Consider the following 19,774-nt stretch of genomic DNA (forward strand, 5'->3'; position numbering starts at 1 on the left):
TTTGGTCCTCCCCGTTTCACCGCTTAAGGCGGACATACGCTTCCGGGCTGTCCTGCGGGACGGCCGGAAGTTTAAAGGAGAGTGAAATTGTGTCTCAAGTGAAGATTAAGGACATCTATCCGCTGTCCCCCATGCAGGAAGGCATGCTGTATCATTCCATGCTGGATCGGGATTCCGAAGCTTATTTTCAGCAAAATATCATTACCGTCGGTGAAGTGTTGGACCGTGAGCTGGTTCAGAAGAGCCTTCAGCTGCTTATAGAGAGATACGATATTTTCCGCACGGTGTTTGTATATAAAGAAACGGAGCGTCCCCTTCAGGTGGTGCTTCAGGAGAGAGAGGCGCCTTCCGTCCATACGGACGACGTTAGCGGCTTGAGCGAGGCTCGCAAAACGGCTGCGCTTGAACAGTTTACCGGAAGCGACAGGACGAACGGTTTCGATTTGGAAAAGGACGTTCCCCTTCGTCTGGCTTTATTTAAATGGAGTGAGACCACCTGCAAACTCGTATGGAGTTTTCCGCATATCGTTATGGACGGCTGGTGCCTCGGCATCGTCGCCAACGACTTTTTCAGCCTGTATACTTCGCTTCGGGACGGAATTCGGGCCAACCTGGAGCCGGTGTATCCGTTCAGCAGTTTTATCCAGTGGCTGGAAAATCAGAACAGGGAAGAAGCGGCAGCTTATTGGAGCAAGTACTTGGATGGCCTGGAAAACGAAACGACAGTTCCCGGGTTCAGCCGGGCGGAGGGTAACACCCCTTTCCGGCTTGAACATCATTCTTTGAAGCTGGACGCCGCACTTACACACAAGATGGAGCAGATCGCAAAGCGCCAGCAGGTTACGGTAAGCACTGTCTTCCAGACAGCCTGGGGCGTGCTTCTCCAAGGGTATAACAACAGCACGGATGTCGTGTTCGGCACCGTCGTTTCGGGCCGGCCCGAAGAAATTAAGGGCATCGAGAACATGGTAGGGCTGTTCATCAATACAATTCCATTGCGCATCAGCGGGGAGAAGAGCGAAAGTTTTGCCGCCTTATTGAGCCGTGTGCAGAGCGACTGGATGGAATCCAACGCGCATTCTTATCTTTCGCTTGCGGACATCCAGGCGCAGTCCCAGTTAAAGCACAATCTGATCCGTCATCTCGTTGTGTTCGAAAATTATCCGATATCCGAAGAACTGATCGGAACCGGAGATGAGACCGGAGAAGGCGGGCGGACAGACGGGGAATCGGCCAAAAACAGCCTGCGCATCACGGAAGTGGACGGCTTCGAGCAGACAAACTATGAGCTTACGCTGACGGTAATACCGGGACGAGAGCTTGAAATCAAATTCAGCTTTAATGCGGAGATTGTCGGACATGCGGGAATCCGCGCGATTGCCGGGCACCTGCATCAAGTGCTGGAGCAAATTACGGAAACGCCTGACATTCCATTGGACAGCATAAATCTGCTCACGGATGAAGAATGCGGCCAACTGCGTGCGTTTAACGACACCGGTGCTTCCTATCCTGCCGAGAAAACCATGCACGGCTGGTTTGAACTTCAGGCAGCCATGACACCGGAAAAAATCGCCGTCATATTCGGCGAGAAGCGTCTTACGTACCGTGAACTGAACGTGCGCGCCAACCGTCTCGCCCGGCAGCTGCGCTTAAAGGGTGTGGAGCCGGACTCAGTGGTCGGTATTCTTTGCGAGCGGTCCATTGAGTTGATGGTCGGGCTACTGGCTATATTGAAGGCGGGCGGGGCCTATCTGCCGATTGACCCGGGGCATCCGCAGGAAAGAATCGATTATATGCTCGCCGACAGCGGGGCTGTTCTTGTACTTGCGCAGAAGGATCTGTTGGAACGTGCTCCGGCCGGTGCAGAAACAGTCGAGCTCGATGCTGAAAATCTTTTGACGGGTGACGGAAGTAATCTTTCCCGCGGATCGGGACCGGAGCATCTAGCTTATGTCATTTATACGTCAGGTACGACCGGAAATCCGAAGGGGGTCATGATCGAGCATCGCGCCCTGATCAACCGCCTTCACTGGATGCAAAAACGCTACCCGTTGGACGAAAAAGACGTCATTTTGCAGAAAACGCCTTACAGCTTCGACGTATCCGTCTGGGAGCTGTTCTGGTGGGGGGCGTATGGGGCTAAAGTCGTTTTTCTGGAACCGGGCGCGGAAAAAGATCCGGCGCAGATCGCAAGGGCTATCGACAAGTACAATGTGACGACGATGCATTTTGTGCCTTCCATGCTATCCGTTTTTCTCGACCATGCGGAGAGCCGGCTGGAACCGGGTGCTCTGGCTAGTTTGCGCTATGTATTCGCCAGCGGAGAAGCACTCAATCCTCAGCAGGCGAACCGGTTTAATTCACTGTTTTACCGAACCAACGGCTCTCGGCTGATCAATCTGTACGGACCGACGGAAGCGACCATTGATGTTTCCTATTTTGATTGCTCCTTTGGAAAAAGTCCGCTGGATCGCGTGCCGATCGGAAAACCGATTGATAATATCCGACTCTACATTACGGATAACGTGGGCCGCCTCCAGCCTGTCGGAGTTGCGGGCGAGCTCTGTATCGCAGGTACGGGGTTGGCCAGAGGCTATTTAAACCGGCCCGAACTGACAGCTGAAAAATTCGCGGCAGCGGATTTCGATCCTTCCGGCCGCATTTACAAAACGGGTGATCTGGCCCGATGGCTCCCGGACGGCAACATCGAGTATCTCGGACGGCTGGATCACCAGGTCAAAATCCGTGGCTACCGGATCGAGCTGGGCGAAATCGAAGCGGCTTTGCTCCGGCATCCGATGGTAAAGGAAGCACTCGTGATGGACCGGACCGACGGGCAGGGACAGAAGGTATTGTGCGCCTATCTCGTTTGCGGTCCGGACCCGGCTCCGGAAACGGTACTTCTGAGGGAGTCCCTTGCCGCAAAGCTTCCGGGATATATGATTCCTTCTTATTTCGTATTCCTGCCGGAAATGCCGCTCACATCCAACGGCAAAGTGAACCGCAGAGCGCTTCCTGCACCAGACACGGTCTGGGATGAAAGCGGGTATATTCCGCCCGAGGGCGAAATGGAAGAAGCGCTTGCCGCCATCTGGAAGGAAGTGCTAGGGGTGGAACACCTCGGTGCCGGCGATTCGTTTTTTGACCGGGGCGGGCACTCCCTGAAAGCGGCGCTGCTGGTTTCCAAAATACATCAACGGTTGCAGGTTGATCTACCACTGCGTCAGGTGTTCGAGTCGCCTACGATCCGTTCCATGGCCGAAGCGATCCGCAAGGAAGCCTACTCGGCTCACCAAGCTATCGAACCTGCCGAACCACGTGACGTTTATCCTGTCACTTCGGCGCAAAAAAGATTAATGGTGCTGGATCAGCTCGAACAAGAGAGCACGGCTTATCATATTCCGCATGTGCTGATCAGCCGGGTTCCATTGGATCGCAGACGCCTTCAAACCGTTTTTGAGAAGTTGATCGCCCGCCATGAGCCGCTTCGTACTTCCTTTGAGCAGATTGAATCCGATATCGTTCAGAGAAATCACCCGGAGGTGGTTTTTGAAGTAGAAGAAATCTCTTTGTCGGGAGCGGAGGAAACTTCCTTAACGGAACTTGGCGGAAGCGGGGAAACGAAGGAGAAGAGCGGGATTGAGGAGATTCCGGCATTTTCGGGATTATGGGAGATCGTGAAAACCGATGAAGAGATCGCACCGGAAAATACGGGCGGTAACGGAGCGAGCGATCATCCGGAAAATCGGACTGCGGTACAAGATATCCTTACACCTGCCGAGAAAGAGGCGCTTGACCGGGTTATCGAAGGGTTCATCCGTCCCTTTAACCTTGCGGAGGCTCCGCTCATCCGAGTTGGAGCGGCGGATCTGACCTGCGGGGGAACGGCGCTTCTAATCGATCTGCACCATATTATAGCCGACGGTGTTTCCATGGCGGTTATTGCCAATGAATTTAACCGGCTTTATGCCGGAGAAGAGCTGGCCCCTCTTAAAATCCAGTACAAGGATTACGCCGTCTGGCAGCAAAAACGCAGTTCCAGTGGCGTTTTGGACGCCCAGGAAGCTTATTGGATGGAGAAGCTGAGCGGCGAGCTGCCGGTTCTGAACTTCCCGACCGATTATATGCGGCCACCGCTCCAGAGCTTCGAGGGAGACCAGTTTGTCTTCAAGCTCGAATCAAGTGAAACCGAGGCGTTGAAGCAAACGGCAGCCCGTGCCGGCGCGACCTTATATATGGTCCTGCTCGCTTCATTCAACACGCTGCTGCATCGCTATACGGGACAAGAAGACATTATTGTCGGATCGCCCGTCGCCGGCAGGACGCATGCGGATTTGCAGCCGCTGATCGGGATGTTCGTCAATACGCTGCCGATGAGAAGTTTTCCCGCCGGGGATAAGACGTTCAGTCAGTTGCTTGAAGAGGTCAAGCAAACCGCGCTACAAGGGTTCCAGAACCAGGAAATTCCCTTGGAGACGATTCTGGACAAGCTCTCTCTCAAGCGCGATTTAAGCCGAAATCCTTTGTTTGATACGATGTTTATTTTTCAAAATCTCGGTATCGAAGAGATCGGCCAGCCGGGTGAACTGTTCCAGTCTTACGAGTTCGGGCATGCGGTAGCGAAGCTGGATCTGACACTCCAGGCGGAAGAAAACGAAACCGGCGGCATCGATTTCCACTTTGAATATGCACCCGGCTTGTTCAGAAAAGAAACGGTTCAGCGGCTTGCGGGTCATTATCTTCGCATATTGGAGGCTGCCGTTCGCAATCCGGACATGAAACTGTCGGCGATCGATATGCTGGAAGAACGGGAACGACACATGCTTGTGGAGTCATTTAACGATACGACCGCTGCATTCGCCTACGACAAAACGATTCACCGCCAGTTTGAAGAACAGGTTACCCTGACTCCGGATGCCCCTGCTTTGTTGTTCGGCGATCAGGTCTTCACTTATCGGCAGTTGAACGAAAAAGCGAACTCGCTGGCCCGCACGCTGCAAAGTCACGGAGTCGGACCGGACCGGCTCGTCGGGCTGCTGACGGAGCGCTCTCCTTCGATGATGATCGGCCTCCTGGCTGTTCTGAAAGCGGGCGGCGCCTATGTGCCGATTGACCCCGATTACCCGGCGGCACGCGTTGCCTACATGCTGGAAGACAGCGAAGCCCGTGTGCTTCTGACCGAGGGAGCACTGGCGGAAGGTTTACAGACTGCGGGTGCCGTCATCTCCCTTGATGAGGAAGGAGTTTACAGCGGCGAGACCGGCAATTTGGAGCCTGCCAGCAAACCTCATCATCTCGCTTACGTCATCTACACGTCGGGCTCGACGGGGAATCCGAAAGGGGTCATGCTCCAGCACCGTTCCGTATCGAACTTTTTTACCGGGATGCGGGAAAAAATCGAATTTGTCCCCGGTCGTAAAATTTTGGCTTTAACGACCGTATCTTTCGATATCTTCGTGCTGGAGACGCTGCTTCCGCTCACCTGCGGGATGAGCGTCGTCCTTGCGGAAACTCTGCATCAGACGGAACCGGGAGCGCTCAGCGGCCTGATTTCCGTTCACGGTATAGATACGCTGCAGATTACGCCTTCGCGCCTTCAAATGCTGCTCGGGAGCCCTGAAGGGGCCTCAAGCCTGAAGAACGTCCGCAATATTCTCGTAGGCGGCGAGGCTATGCCGACTGCGCTTCTGCGTTCACTGCAGGAATTCCCGGATTTGAACATTTTCAACATGTACGGACCGACGGAAACGACGGTTTGGTCTGCCGTGCAGAACCTGACGAACGCCGCCTCCATCGATATCGGCAGGCCCATCGCCAACACACAGATTTATATTGTCGACGCAGGAGGCAAGCTGCAGCCTGCCGGAGTGCCGGGCGAGCTCTGTATTGCGGGCGAAGGACTGGCACGCGGGTACTGGAACAGGCCTGATCTGACGGCGGAGAAATTCGTTCCCTGCACGTTCGGCAAAGGCGGGGGGCGCATGTACAAGACAGGCGACCTTGCCAGATGGCTCCCGGACGGCAGCCTCGAGTTTCTCGGACGTTTGGACCACCAGGTCAAGGTCAGAGGGTATCGTATCGAACTGGGTGAGATCGAGACCGCTCTCGTCCACCATGAAGCCGTGGAAGAAGCTGTCGTCCTCGCCAGAGAGGATGTTTCCGGCGGACACACGTTAACGGGATATCTCGTTGTGAAAACGGAAATTCCGGCAGCGGAAATCCGTACCTTCCTTGGACAAAGCCTGCCGGATTACATGATCCCGGCCGCATTCGCCCAGCTTGAGAAGTTCCCTTTGACGCCGAACGGAAAAACGGATCGCAAAGCGCTGCTCGGCTTGGATGCCGTGCAAACTTCCGCAGCCGATTACGTTGCTCCCGGAGACGAGATCGAGGAGCAATTAGCCGCCATGTGGGCCGGTATTCTGAGTGCTACCAGGGTGGGAGTTCACGATAATTTCTTCGAGCTCGGCGGACATTCGCTCAAAGCGTCTTTGTTCGTTGCCCAAGTCCGTGAACAATGGGGAATCGAACTGGAGCTGCGCCAGCTTTTCCGGCAGCCGACTATCGCGGAAATAGCAGAGCATCTCCGGAAGGAATTGGATGAGATTCGCAGGCTGGAGGAAATTTTACGGGAAATCGAAGCGCTTGAGCAGGTGTAGAGGGTGCATACGGTACAGACCAGGAGAGGGGAGTGCGCCAAGTGGATTTATCGAAGCGAATAGCCAGTCTCTCGCCGGAAAAACGTAAACTTCTGGAAGCGAGGCTCGCTCAGGAAGGATTGTCCGCGTCCCGCCCGGCGGGAAGCGGGGCGGGCACGTCGGCCGGGCCGAGTCCCCTGGAGAAAATGGACGCTTATCCGGTATCGGCCGGACAGAAAAGGTTGCTTCTGATTCAGGAAATCGGAGATACCGCCGCCGCCTACAATATGCCTTTCGTCCTGCTAGCTAGAGGACCGGTAAATGTGGGGAAGATTCAAGGAGCGTTTGAGGCCTTGATTTCCCGTCATGAAACGCTGCGTACCTCCTTCCGGAAGAAGGATGGGGAGTACGAACAGATCATTCATGAACCGGGCGAAATTTTGTTTAAGCTGGACTATTCGGAAGAAACGGTTTCCGGCGTGGAAGAAGAGAGAAGCGTCATCGAAAGATGCGTTTCCTCTTTTGTCCGTCCGTTTGATGTACGCCGGGCACCTCTGTTCAGAGCTGCATTGATCAGGTTGGCGCCGGAACGGCATCTTTTGATGACGGATATGCATCATGTTGTTTCGGACGGCCTGTCGCTGCAAATTCTGGCGGAGGAATTCAACCGGATCTACCGCGGTGAAATTCTGCCCGAACTGCCCGTGCACTACAAGGAATACGCATATTGGCAGCAGGAGCGAATACGCGACGGTGTATTCCTCAAGCAGGAAAAATACTGGTTGGACGTGTTCGAGGGCGAAGTTCCCGTACTGAACATGCCCGCCGATTACCCGAGGCCTCAATTGCAAAGCTTCGAAGGCGGACGCTACGAGTTTGAGACGGACCGGGGGCTTGCGGATAAACTCCGCCGTCTGGCCTCGGAGACCGGTTCTACGCTGTACATGGTGCTGCTTGCGACCTATTACGTTTTGCTTCATAAATATACCGATCAGGAAGACATCGTCATCGGAACTCCAGTCGGGGGCCGGACTCATACACAGCTTCAGCCGCTGATCGGGATGTTTGTGAATACGCTGGCCATCCGCCAGGCACCTGCCGGATCCAAAACATTCCTCTCCTTCTTGAACGAAATCAAGGAAGGAACTCTGGGAGCTTTTGACCACGAGGAGTATCCGCTGGAAAGCCTGCTTGAAAAGCTGGGTCTTCGCAGGGATGTCAGCCGCAATCCGCTTTTCGATACGGTTTTTTCCTTGCAGACTAAAGGTTCCCAGTCGATGGAAATGGACGGATTGCTCCTGGAGCCTTATGAAGCGCAGTCGGGCGTTTCCAAATTCGATCTTTCGCTTTTGGCGGAGGAGGACGAAGAGCTGACGTTTACTTTCGAGTACGCGACCAAACTATACGCAGAACAGACTGTCGAGCGGTTAGCCGGCCATTATATACAGATTCTCCGGGAAATTTCGGCGAACAGGAGTTTAATGCTCTCGCAAATCGGCATGTTGTCCGCAGACGAAAGGCGGCTGCTTCTGGAAGAACTGAACGAGACGGCCGCACCGTACGCCCGAACTTCAACGATACATGGCTTATTCGAAGAGCAGGTGGAAAAACATCCCGACCGTATCGCCATATCGTTTGAGGATCGGCGGTATACCTACAACGAGCTGAATGCACGTTCTAATCGGCTGGCGGCCGCAATGCAAGATTTGGGTGTCGGGCCGGATACCATTGTAGCTATTATGCCCGAACGCTCTCCCGAAATGGTGATCGGCATTCTCGCCATTCTAAAAGCGGGAGGCGCCTATCTCCCGGTAGATCCCGAGTATCCGCAGGAGAGAATCTCGTACATGCTCGAGGACAGCGGAACCCGGATTTTGCTGACGCACCGGCATCTCGCGGGCAATACGGAATTTACCGGACATACGGTCTTTATGGAGGACGAGCAGTGGTATACGGGGATTGAAACCAATCCGCACGTTTCTGTCACCTCTGACCATCTCGCTTATGTGATCTATACATCCGGAACTACGGGTAAGCCAAAAGGCGTCATGATCGAGCATCGGGGTATGGCAAACATGAAGCTTTTCTACGAGAATACGCTGGGATTGGGCCCTGAAGACCGTATCGTGCAATTTGCGAGTTTTTCATTCGACGCTTCCGTTTGGGAAATGTATATGGCGCTCTTTATGGGTGGAGGATTATACCTGGCCCCGAAAGAAAAGCTGGTTCAATTGGATTCCTTTGAAGCGTTTGTGCGGGATAACGGAATAACGCTTGCCATGCTTCCGCCCACTTTCGCCGTTTATCTGGACCCCGGACGTTTGCCGTCGCTGCGGATATTGATTACGGGCGGTTCCGAGTCTTCACCGGAACTGGTCCGCAGATGGAGTCCGCATGTGGATTATTTTAATGCTTATGGTCCGACGGAAGCGACGATTTGCGCGACTGTATGGGAAGCGAAGCGGGGTACTGCCGTGCAAAATCACCGGATGATTCCGATCGGCAAGCCGCTTTACAATACGCAGGTGTATCTGGTGAATGCCGATTTGCAGCTTGTACCTCGGGGAACGGCCGGGGAGCTTTGTATCGGCGGAGAGGCTTTGTCGCGCGGCTACTTGCATCGCGAAGCTCTCACCGGCGAAAAATTCGTTCCGAATCCTTTTGAGCCCGGGCGGAAAATGTATCGTACGGGCGATCTTGCCAGATGGCTGCCTGACGGCAACCTGGAATATTTGGGACGTATTGATCACCAGGTCAAAATCCGGGGCTACCGGATCGAGCTCGGTGAAATCGAAACGCGGCTACTGCAGCACGGCAGGGTACGGGAGACGATTGTTCTCGTTCACGAAATCTCATCGGAAAAAACGCTGTGCGCGTATTATACCTCCGAAGAGGAAGCTCCGGCTGCCTCCGAACTTCGCGAACATATGGCTTCGGGTTTGCCGTCTTACATGGTGCCGGCTCATTTTATCCCATTGAAGGAGTTTCCGCTGACGCCTAACGGCAAGATCGACAGAAAAGCGCTCCAAGCGCCTGATCCGTCCAGTGGATCTTCCGATGAGTATACGGCACCGGAAACCGAGACAGAAGTTCGTCTGGCTTCGCTGTGGCAGGAAGTACTTGGCGCGGAGCGTGTGAGCCTCCACGATAATTTTTTCGAACGAGGCGGGCATTCTCTGAAAGCGGCGCTTCTTCTTGCCAGAATCTCGAAGGAATTCGGCGTTGAGCTTCCTCTCCGAAAAGTATTCGAGGCCCAGACATTGCAAGCACAGGCGACTGCAATCACCGCAAAGGGCATAACGGAGGCAGCGTACGCACCGATCCCTAAAGCTCCCGAAAAACCCTGGTATCCGGTATCTCCGGCCCAACGCAGATTGCTGGTCGTACAGGAAATATCGGGAGCCGCAACGGCCTATAACGTTCCTTTGATTCTCGAGGCAAAAGGGGCGCTTAATCCGGAGAAGGTTAATGAGACCTTCCGTAAGCTGATTGCAAGGCACGAAGCGCTTCGGACTTCATTCACCCGAATTCAGGAGGAATATGTGCAGGTTATTCATGATCCGGCGCAGGTCTCTTTTCAGGTAGAGGTTACGGAGCTTACTAATTTGTCCACCGATTGGACGGACGATCAAAGTGAAGCGCATATACAAACAATTGCAGATGGCTTTATCCGTCCGTTCGACTTGGGAACGGCCCCTCTTCTGCGTGCGGGTCTCGTAAAGACGGAGGCCGAGCGTCACCTGCTGCTGATCGATATGCACCATCTTATTACCGACGGAACTTCTCTTGAACGGATGACCGAGGAGTTTACCCGGCTTTATCGGGAAGAAGAACTAGAGGAGCTTTCTGTCCAGTACAAAGATTACACGATGTGGCAGAATCAGTTATCGGCAGACGGTACCGTGGTACGTCAGGAAAAGTTTTGGCTGGATACGTTCAGCGGCGAGATTCCCGTCCTGAACTTTCCTTCGGATTATGCGCGTCCCCAACTGCAGAGCTTTGAAGGGGCCGTCTATGGTTTCGAGGCGAATCACGAACTTACACGGCGGTTGCAGCAGGCCGCTTCCCGTCAGGGTGCAACGCTCTATATGCTTCTGCTTGCCGCTTATAACGCGCTGCTTGCCCAGTATTCCGGACAGGATGATCTGGTTATCGGCACTCCTGTAGCCGGAAGGCCTCATGCAGATTTGGAGGACGTTTTGGGCATGTTCGTAAACACTCTTCCTCTGCGTAATTATCCGTCAGGTTCGAAGACGTTCGCGGCTTTCCTCGATGAGGTGAAGCAGAACGCCCTGCAGGCGTTTGAAAACCAACTGGTACCGCTTGAGGACCTGATTCTGAAACTTCAGCTGCGCCGGGATGTTAGCCGCAACCCGCTGTTCGATACCGTATTTGTGCTTCAAAATACGGAATCCCGCGAGCTGGGAGCGGATGGCGTCGAGTTTGCGGCGGTTGAGCATCACAACGGAATTTCCAAGTTTGATCTGACTCTCACCGCCCAGGAAACGGAAAGCTCGGAAGGCCCGCTTCTTTCTTTCAGTTTTGAATATGCGACAAAGCTATACAAAGAAGACACTGTGCGAAAATTTGCCGATCATTATGTGCAACTATTAAAGCAAATTTCAGAGAACCCGGACATGTTACTGTCGGATATCGATTTATTAACCGTGAGTGAACGGGACCTGATTTTGGAACAATTCAATGCGACGAAGACAGAGTATCCGAGGGATGCCGCCGTACATGAATTGTTTGAAGAACAGGCTGCGTTGAGGCCCGATGAAGCGGCTGTTCTTTTTGGAGACAAGGAGATCACCTACGCCGAGCTTAACCGGAAAGCCAATCAGCTTGCCTGGAAGCTGCGTGAAATTGGTGTCGGAAAGGATACGCTAGTGGGGATTATGGCTGAACGGTCGCCTGAAATGATCGTTGCAATACTAGCCATTCTCAAAGCGGGAGGAGCGTTCCTGCCCATCGATCCTTCGTACCCCGAAGACCGCATCGCGTACATGCTGGATGACAGTGCGGCAGCTGTAATGCTTGCAGGAGACCCGAATTTGGCTCAAAGTTTGCTTGGAGGCTTCAAAGGGACCGTTTTTGGATTGGCGGACCCTTCTGTGTATGCCGGCAGCGAAAGCAACTTACCGCGCACAGCGGACGCGGAATCTCTCGCTTATGTCATGTACACATCAGGTTCGACAGGGCGTCCCAAAGGGGTCATGATCGAGCACCGAAGCGTTGTCCGTCTTGTCAAAAACACCAACTTTGTTACGTTTGAACCGTCGGACCGCATTTTGCTTACCGGCGCGCTTGTGTTCGATGCTTGCACGTTTGAAATCTGGGGCGCTTTGCTTAACGGACTCCAGCTATGCATTGTGCCGGAATCCGTTTTCCTTCACGCCGGCAAGCTGGAGGAAGCTTTGCAAGCGTACGGAATTACCACGATGTGGTTGACATCGCCGCTTTTCAATCAGCTGGCGTTAACCAATCCGGCCTTGTTCGCGCCGCTTCGGTATCTGCTCGTAGGTGGAGATGTGCTGTCGCCGACCATGATCGCTTCCGTAAGAAACGCTTGCCCGCAGCTCACGGTTATCAACGGCTACGGCCCGACGGAAAATACGACGTTCTCCTGCTGCTTTCCTATCGACCGGGAGTATGGAAACATTCCGATCGGCCGACCGATCGCGAATTCCACCGCCTATGTGGTGGACCTGTCGGGCAGGCTGCTGCCTGTCGGTCTTCAAGGAGAAATCTGCGTCGGCGGTGACGGGCTGGCCAGGGGATACTTGAATCGTGAAGATCTGAGCCGGGAAAAATTCGTGCCGAACCCGTTCCGACCCGGTGAAAGAATGTACCGGACCGGCGATTTGGGACGGTGGCTGCCGGACGGGAGTATCGAATATTTGGGGCGGATGGACCAGCAGGTCAAAATCCGGGGCTACCGGATTGAACCGGGGGAAATCGAGACCCGGCTGCTTGGGCACGAATCTGTGCGCGAGGCATTTGTCGCCGTTAAAGAATCCGGCGAGGGTTCTAAGTTCCTTTGCGCTTATATCGGAACAAGCGAATACCTCACGCCGTCTGAGGTGAAAGCATACTTGAGCGGACGCATTCCCGATTACATGATCCCTGCCCGCTACGTGTTCCTGCCTTCTCTGCCGCTTACGAAAAACGGAAAAATCGACCGTCGAGCACTTCCAGAACCGGAGCAGGACGGGCTCTCCTCATTCCCATATGCCCCGCCGAAAAGCACCAAGGAAAAACTTCTGGCAGGTATATGGGAAAGCGTACTCGGTGTGGAGAGAGTCGGTCTCGACGATAATTTCTTCGAACTCGGCGGCCATTCCCTCAAAGCTATCCAGCTTATATCCAAAGCGCAGGAGCTGGGTCTGGAAATAGGGATGCACCAGTTGTTCCAGGTGCAGACGATTCGCGGATTGTCGGAACTTCTTCCTGCCTTTAAGGAGGCTGAAGAATCCGGATCAGAGTCGCCCCGCAAGCATTCCGTCCATGTTAGGGACAATGCCGGCGTTAAGACTTTCGAAGAAGCGGAGCAGCTACTGCACGTCACGTTCGGTCCCGGATTCAGGTTAAAGGCAGACATGCGTGAGGACAAAAAGGTGGTGCTTCTACAGCTCATTCCTGATCACGAGAAGCGGCTGCCGGAGATTATTGAACTTATCCGTTCCAACTTCCATGAAGATCTTCATCCTCATTTCATCGTACCGCAGGGCGTTTCTGAAGATGGAAACGGGGAAAGGTTTGCAGCCAGAGAGAATGGACAGACAGGGCAAGAACTGTCAGCAGAAGCGCTTAATTTAACGGAATCGGACCTGCAGGATACTCTAATGCATGTTCTGAAAGAAGTCTCATCCTCCAATGAGGCTTGGGGAACCGCCCTGGCGCAGATGCCGGCTGCCGAGCAGTACTCGCTGGCGCCGATCCAAGAGTATCATCTGGCTTATCCCGAAGCATCGGGCACGCTCCTATCTTTTGACGAAATGATCGATACGCAGCGGTTAAATGCGGCTTTGCAGCGGGTGATCGGGAAGCATGATCTGCTGAGAAGCCAACTCGTGCAGACGGGGGAACAGTGGCGCTGGGAACTGAAAGTCAGATCACCGGGATTTGCTCTTCCAGTTGTTGATTTATCGGCATACTTGCCTTCCGTGCAGCAGCGAATCATGTCAGGGCTGTTGAAAGAGCTTTATTTCCGCCCTTATGAGCTGGGAGGCAGCGCCCTATACCGGTTTGCCCTGGTTTCGTTCAACTTGCGGGAGCATTACCTGCTGCTTCCGTGCTCACACATCATCTTTGACGGCATGAGCAGTGAAATTCTGAGAACAGATGTGCTTGCGTTTTACAACGCGGACGAGGAGCAGGCCTCAAGGCACGAAATAAACAGGCCCGACCACTCGTACCGCAGCTATGTTGGTCAAGTCCGGCAAGGTCCGGCTGGAATCGGCGATGCCGAGATTAACGAACGTTTCAGATTGGAATCTTTTTACCAGCAAACATTGGTGATCGGAGAAGCCCTACAGGGGAAAAACCGCTCCAAAGCCACAAAGTATCTGCATGAGATTAGCATGGAAGGGCAGGCTGCCGAAACGGACCTCGCCGAGCGTATGTGGCACAAGGCTCTTGATCTTGCGGAACGGTTTTTCTCAAGGTATTTCGGCTTGGAAGATGTGCCGGTCTGGCTTACGAATTACGGCAGGCATTATACGGGGCGCCATTATTACGATACGATCGGCGAATGCATCGATCAGATACCGGTTCTGCTTGACAGAATATCCGATGAAGAGAAGCGCTCCGTACAAAATCTTCTTCATACGGCTTCGACGCATAATCTGAACTTTTTCAACCTGATCTATAACCGGGAAACGGCAGAAGATTATCCTCTATCCGGCTATTATTTACAGAACAGTCTTCATAAGCTGCCGATCGTTGTGAATTATCTCGGCGAAATCCAGAAAGACGGAGGACTTCTCCAAAAACTGGACGATCCGGACTTTAATTCGACCGAAGTTCGGCCTGTCATTTATTTCACCGTACAGCATACGGGTAACCTTCTGCACATTTCTCTCCTGCTGCCTTATGAGGAAGACGAAGAAACGATCCGCCGCATGTTCGAGTCCGTGAATCCGACCTTCCAGACCATCAAGCAGTAAGGGGTTGAAATGAGATGTCTTTGTTTAAAAACAGTTTGTTTGTCCGTTTTTATTTGTCCAGAACCTCCGCCAACATCGCGGATAGCATCTATTCGATCGTCCTGCTGTATTTCGTTCAGAAATCGACGGCTTCCGTTTCGTTTACGAGCTTTACGTTTACCGCTATTTCGGCGGCTTCTATCTTCAGTTTTTTGTTGGGGCCGCTGGTTGACCGGTATTCTCCGTCGCTGCTGGCCAGCATCTCCTTATTCGTTCAGGCCGTACTGATTTTGGCGGTACCGTTTCTTATCACTGACGGGGGCGCCAATTTGCTTGCGATACTAGTCCTCGTGTTTATTGCATCCTGTTTCTCAATGCTGTTCTATCCGGCCAACAATAAAATGCTTCCGCAATTGATCCAGTCACCGGACAGAATCGTCAAAGCCAATGCCATGATCTCGTCTACAGACCAGCTCATTAATGTGGCGGGATACTTGGTCGGGGCCTCTATTATTATACTGCTGGGCATGAAAAACACGTTTTATCTGGCCAGCGGAATGCTCTTCCTGTCCGGACTCATCTATGTGCAGCTTAAGAAGCAGATGGAGCCTGAGAAAGCTGCAGGAGGCGCGCCGAAAGGTCCGCTGAAGATCAAAGAGTATACGAGCGAGCTTGTGGAAGGTTACCGGTTTGTCGCGAGCAGCCCGTTTCTTAGAATCATGCTGCCGTTTTTTGCACTGACTAACTTTTCGATGTCTATACTTATCATTACCGTCCCGTCCATGTCGGTCTCTTACGGATCGCCGATTTATTACAGCCTGCTGTACATCGCCTTTTTCGTCGGCATATTCGTAGGGTCCGCGCTGATTAACGTGCTCAAAAAAAATGGGATGATGATCGCCGTATCCTGGCTGCTTATGGGCGCTTCACTGTATCTGTTCGCGATCGTTCCCGCGCTGTGGATGAAGCTTTCCGCGATCCTTCTGATGGGCGTGTTTACTGGTATTATTAATGTGCTGCAGACTTCGCTGATCCAGATTATCACTCCTTCTCAGTTGATGGGCCGGGTAATGGCCTTCCTTCATACGCTGTCCAACGCGGCTTTACCGCTGGGAGCGTTTATCGGAGGCATTCTCGCTTTGCGTTTCGAACTGGACAGCGTTTTGTTCATCAGCGCTCTGGTCATTGTCGCATGCGGAGTTTTGCTGCTGGCGTTAAAAGCGGTGAGGACATTCCAGATTCCTTCGGAAACCGCCGACAAAGAAAAAACGGAAGATAACCTTGCCGGTAAAGGCACGGTTGCTAAAGAATTTCTGTAAAACAAAGCACCGTCTTATGCCGGTTTTTAGTCGGAAAACGATCTCTTGCGCTTGAAGCGGGAGGTCGTTTTTTTGTGCCCGGTGAAAAAGACCTTAGCCCACCTCTTTAACAAAGCACATGAATTATGGTAGGCTCAATTTATCTATTTACTAGTGAGTTGAACGGAGGTGCGAGTTGCGTATATCGGATCCGATTTACGGAGAATTTGTGGTGGATGGACTACTGGAAGAGCTTGTTCTCAGCCAGCCCGTGCAGCGGTTAAAAGGCGTTTACCAAGGCGGAGCGAGCTACCTGGTGAACGATAAGTGGGATGTGACGAGGTACGAGCATTCGGTAGGAGTCATGCTCTTAATCCGGCGGCTCGGAGGTTCTCTGGAAGAACAGGTTGCGGGGCTGCTTCACGATGTGTCCCATACGGCATTTTCACATGTGATCGATTACGTGCTGGACTGCAAAGAGGAAGACTATCACGAGAACATTTATGAGCAGTTTATCGAAGAATCCGAAATTCCTCAACTGCTGAAGAAATATGGTTATACATACCGGAATCTGCTGCTTGAAGACTCCCAATGGACGCTTCTTGAACAGCCTGCCCCCGCGTTATGCGCAGACCGGGTCGACTATACACTGCGGGATCAGTTTCATGACGGAAAGATTACCACGGAAGAGATCGTATTTTTCCTAGAAAACTTAACGGTAGCTGACGGAAAAATGGTGCTCACCCGAATGGAGTCCGCCGAATGGTTCGTTAAAACCTATTATCTCGAAGTGATCGATTTCTTTATGCACCCTTTGAATGCATACAGCTGCCACTTTTTGGCGGAAGCGCTCAAAACAGCATTGGCAAAAAAGGTGATTACGCTCAGCAGCCTGCTTTTGACAGATGAGGAGGTTTTGAGTTTAATGCATGCATCGGATGAGCCGGATATTCAGCGGCTTCTAAAACACCTTCACCGCAACGTACGAGTAAAAGAAGATGTGAACGATTACGATCTGAACCGGACGAATAAAATGAGGCTGATCGACCCTGACGTAATAAGGGGAAATAAGTTATGGCAAGCATCCGAATTATCCGAAAACGTGAAAAAATGGGGGGAAGAAGCGCGCAGGAAGTCTGAAAGCGGAATCTATGTAAAAATCTTATCCGCCGAAATGCCGTTCCGGTAAATCGAAATTCGGAGAAAAGGGAGCACAGGCCCTCAACGGAAGATAGAACCTGTGCTGGTTGTTAGGGGAAGCGTGCGTCTTACAGATAGATTTGTTTCGTCAGGAAATTGTCGTTACAACCTGATCGATAATCCCGTATTCCCTGGCTTCTTCAGCCGACATAAAATAGTCGCGGTCCATGTCCCGGTCGACTTTATCGACGGGCTGTCCGGTGCGCTCCGAGGTGATCCGGTTCAGTCTTTCACGTATGCCGAGTATCCGCTTGGCGCTGATGGCGATGTCGCTTGCCTGGCCCTGAACGCCTCCGTGAGGCTGATGAATCATGATCTCGCTGTTCGGCAGCGCGAAGCGCTTGCCCTTTTCTCCGGCCAGCAGTAGAATAGCGGCAAACGAAGCGGCAAAACCCGTACAAATCGTATGCACAGGCGGCTTCACGAGCTGCATCGCATCGTAAATGGCAAATCCGGCCGACGTTGAGCCGCCCGGACTGTTGATATATAGACTGATCTCCTTTTGCGGATCTTCGGCTTCGAGAAATAAAAGCTGGGCGATAATGCTGTTGGCTACCTGATCATCAATCGCCGCTCCCAGAAATACGATCCGGTCTTTCAGCAGCCGGGAATAAATATCATAGGATCTCTCACCACGGCTCGTTTGCTCCACGACGTAAGGGACGTAATTGCTCATCGTCAAAAACCTCCAATGTGTTTCGTTATGGCATTTCTCCTTGTAAACGAATGCGGCCCTCCAAAAGATACGAAGGACAGCACAGAATTTTAAATCCTGAAAATATTCTAAGAATGTGTGAAACGGCGTACCCTTTTCGGACGTTCGTTCGTTTACTGATTACAACGGCTTTGCCGTTTAGATTCGAATACAAGAAGAAAATGAAGCCGTTTTGCAAAAGGATTAATAAAACCGGAAAATGACGCTCAGGATATAAAAAGGTTCATTACAGGCCGGGAGCCGGATGCATTTGAACGGCTGCAGGAAAAAGAGGGGGCGAATACGGATGTCGACAGCCGATTTTCTATTAAAAGGAAAAGAAAAGGACAGCACCCGGATCAACCAGTTTCAGCAGACGTTAAAACGGTACTGCCTGTCCATGACAAAATCTTCATGGGATGCGGAAGATCTGGCCCAGGAGACCTGGTTGAGAGCGATATCTACACAAGGAAAGGGGCACGCCAACGTAGAAGCTATGCTGCTTCGTATCGCTAAAAATACGTGGATTGACCAATCGCGGCGAAAGCAGGTCCTGGCCCGCATTATGAAAAGTGAGCAGACGCAGGCAGTAACGCGACGGGATGAGGGGCTTTTGGTAATCGAAGAAGCCTTTCGCGCTTTGTTTAAGCATTTGCCCCCGCTGCAAAGAACGGTTTTCCTGCTCCGGGATGTGCTGGGGTTTTCCAGTCTTGAAACAGCAGTTAGGCTCGGAACTACGGAAGGAGCGGTTAAAGCGGCTTTGTACCGCGCTCGTCACTCCTTGGAAGCTGTTAGAAGAGACATGGAGACCGGCACGCAGGCCGAACCGGCTGAGGACGGAATGAAAGCTTACCTGCGTATGATGGCGGCCGCTTATGAAATGGGAGATATCGCTCTCCTTGTCGAGCTTGCTCAGCGTGATGAAGTGGAGCCGGCGGTTGCCTTGGGTCTCGCCCAGAATCATATTCTGCGCAGCGGCAGATGCCGTACAGGCGCCGTGCCTCACTTGCCAAGCAGTCTGCGGATGTCCGCGTAGGTTTTACCGCAGCCGTTTTATCCGCCGCTCTCGTTCCGGGCGGGAGCTTCTTTGATTTAATTTTTTCTCCTCGGATGTGGTACAATGGCAGTTGGACACCGAATGGACGAGGAGATGGCGATTGATGGCAGAACAGATCAACGAGCAGGAGCTCATAGCTTACATAGCGGGAAAAACTAAAGCGGACCCGCAAAAAATAAAATCGGTGCTGAAATACGAGCAGGATTTTATCAACAAAGCTCATAAAAATGCTAAGGGCGAGGTCGACATCGACAGCGATGATATTGCCGACTATGTGTTGAGCAGGCCCGATATCAAGCTGGATGAGCTGACAGTGGACAATATTCTGGACGCCGAAATGGACTTTCTCATGGAAAAAGGAATTGCAAGCTATCTGGATTGATAGTATCCGGACACCGTCCAAGACCAAAGCATTCAAGCCCCAAAGAGCGTATGAGACTGTTTTGGAGAGCGGAACTTTCACAATTAGTGAACGGAACTTGCAAAAATTACAATTTTCATGTTAAAGTAAACGTAACTTTGACGATGAGGAGGTGAGGTAGGTGAATCTCGAGAAGGTTAACGACCGTATTAGCCAGCTGCCGATTGCTATGGCTGGCATTGTTCATGCTTTTCCGGTTAACGGGAGAAGTCTGTCCATTTTCACGAATACGGTACACCCAATCGCGAGAAGACGCCTACCTTAACCGATACGGATAGTTTCACATCCGAAGAAGGGTCGCGGGCTTGTTGCCGCGGCT

Annotated in this window: 8 protein-coding genes; 7 read left to right on the plus strand and 1 reads right to left on the minus strand. The window is 52.5% G+C overall.

The genetic code is table 11. The features are described 5' to 3' along the window. Positions 1 to 89 precede the first annotated feature (89 nt). The 4 genes from HMPREF1207_RS24610 to HMPREF1207_RS24625 all read left to right on the plus strand — a co-directional run bounded on the left by HMPREF1207_RS24610 (position 90) and on the right by HMPREF1207_RS24625 (position 17,272). A complete protein-coding gene (locus HMPREF1207_RS24610) occupies positions 90 to 6,659 on the plus strand; it encodes a non-ribosomal peptide synthetase (RefSeq protein WP_009672374.1) in 6,570 nt (2,189 codons plus the stop codon). 41 nt (positions 6,660 to 6,700) lie between these two features. After that, positions 6,701 to 14,806 (plus strand): non-ribosomal peptide synthetase, encoded by an 8,106-nt coding sequence (locus HMPREF1207_RS24615; protein ID WP_231392133.1) that lies wholly within the window; start codon positions 6,701 to 6,703, stop codon positions 14,804 to 14,806. Positions 14,807 to 14,820: 14 nt separating this feature from the next. Next, positions 14,821 to 16,104 carry an MFS transporter gene (locus HMPREF1207_RS24620; protein WP_009672430.1) on the plus strand — a complete coding sequence of 428 codons (1,284 nt, stop codon included), beginning with the start codon at positions 14,821 to 14,823 and terminating at the stop codon, positions 16,102 to 16,104. A gap of 175 nt (positions 16,105 to 16,279) precedes the next feature. After that, positions 16,280 to 17,272: an HD domain-containing protein gene (locus tag HMPREF1207_RS24625; RefSeq protein WP_009672548.1), complete on the plus strand. Its 993-nt coding sequence runs from the start codon at positions 16,280 to 16,282 to the stop codon at positions 17,270 to 17,272. A 99-nt stretch (positions 17,273 to 17,371) separates the two neighbouring features. Here HMPREF1207_RS24625 and clpP read toward each other — a convergent pair whose 3' ends face one another. Then, positions 17,372 to 17,959: an ATP-dependent Clp endopeptidase proteolytic subunit ClpP gene (gene clpP / locus HMPREF1207_RS24630; RefSeq protein WP_009672474.1), complete on the minus strand. Its 588-nt coding sequence runs from the start codon at positions 17,957 to 17,959 to the stop codon at positions 17,372 to 17,374. Between the two features lie 325 nt (positions 17,960 to 18,284). Here clpP and HMPREF1207_RS24635 point away from each other — a divergent pair, with 325 nt between their 5' ends. The 3 genes from HMPREF1207_RS24635 to HMPREF1207_RS30680 all read left to right on the plus strand — a co-directional run bounded on the left by HMPREF1207_RS24635 (position 18,285) and on the right by HMPREF1207_RS30680 (position 19,720). Next, complete coding sequence (locus HMPREF1207_RS24635; RefSeq protein ID WP_009672429.1) at positions 18,285 to 19,013, plus strand: RNA polymerase sigma factor; 729 nt, start codon at positions 18,285 to 18,287, stop codon at positions 19,011 to 19,013. Positions 19,014 to 19,137: 124 nt separating this feature from the next. Then, complete coding sequence (locus HMPREF1207_RS24640; RefSeq protein WP_009672538.1) at positions 19,138 to 19,416, plus strand: hypothetical protein; 279 nt, start codon at positions 19,138 to 19,140, stop codon at positions 19,414 to 19,416. A gap of 160 nt (positions 19,417 to 19,576) precedes the next feature. Then, entirely contained in the window at positions 19,577 to 19,720 is a 144-nt protein-coding gene (locus HMPREF1207_RS30680; protein ID WP_170318615.1) for an RAxF-45 family protein, read from the plus strand. Positions 19,721 to 19,774: the final 54 nt, after the last annotated feature.

The organism is Paenibacillus sp. HGH0039 (genome assembly GCF_000411255.1).
Taxonomy (GTDB): domain Bacteria; phylum Bacillota; class Bacilli; order Paenibacillales; family NBRC-103111; genus Paenibacillus_F.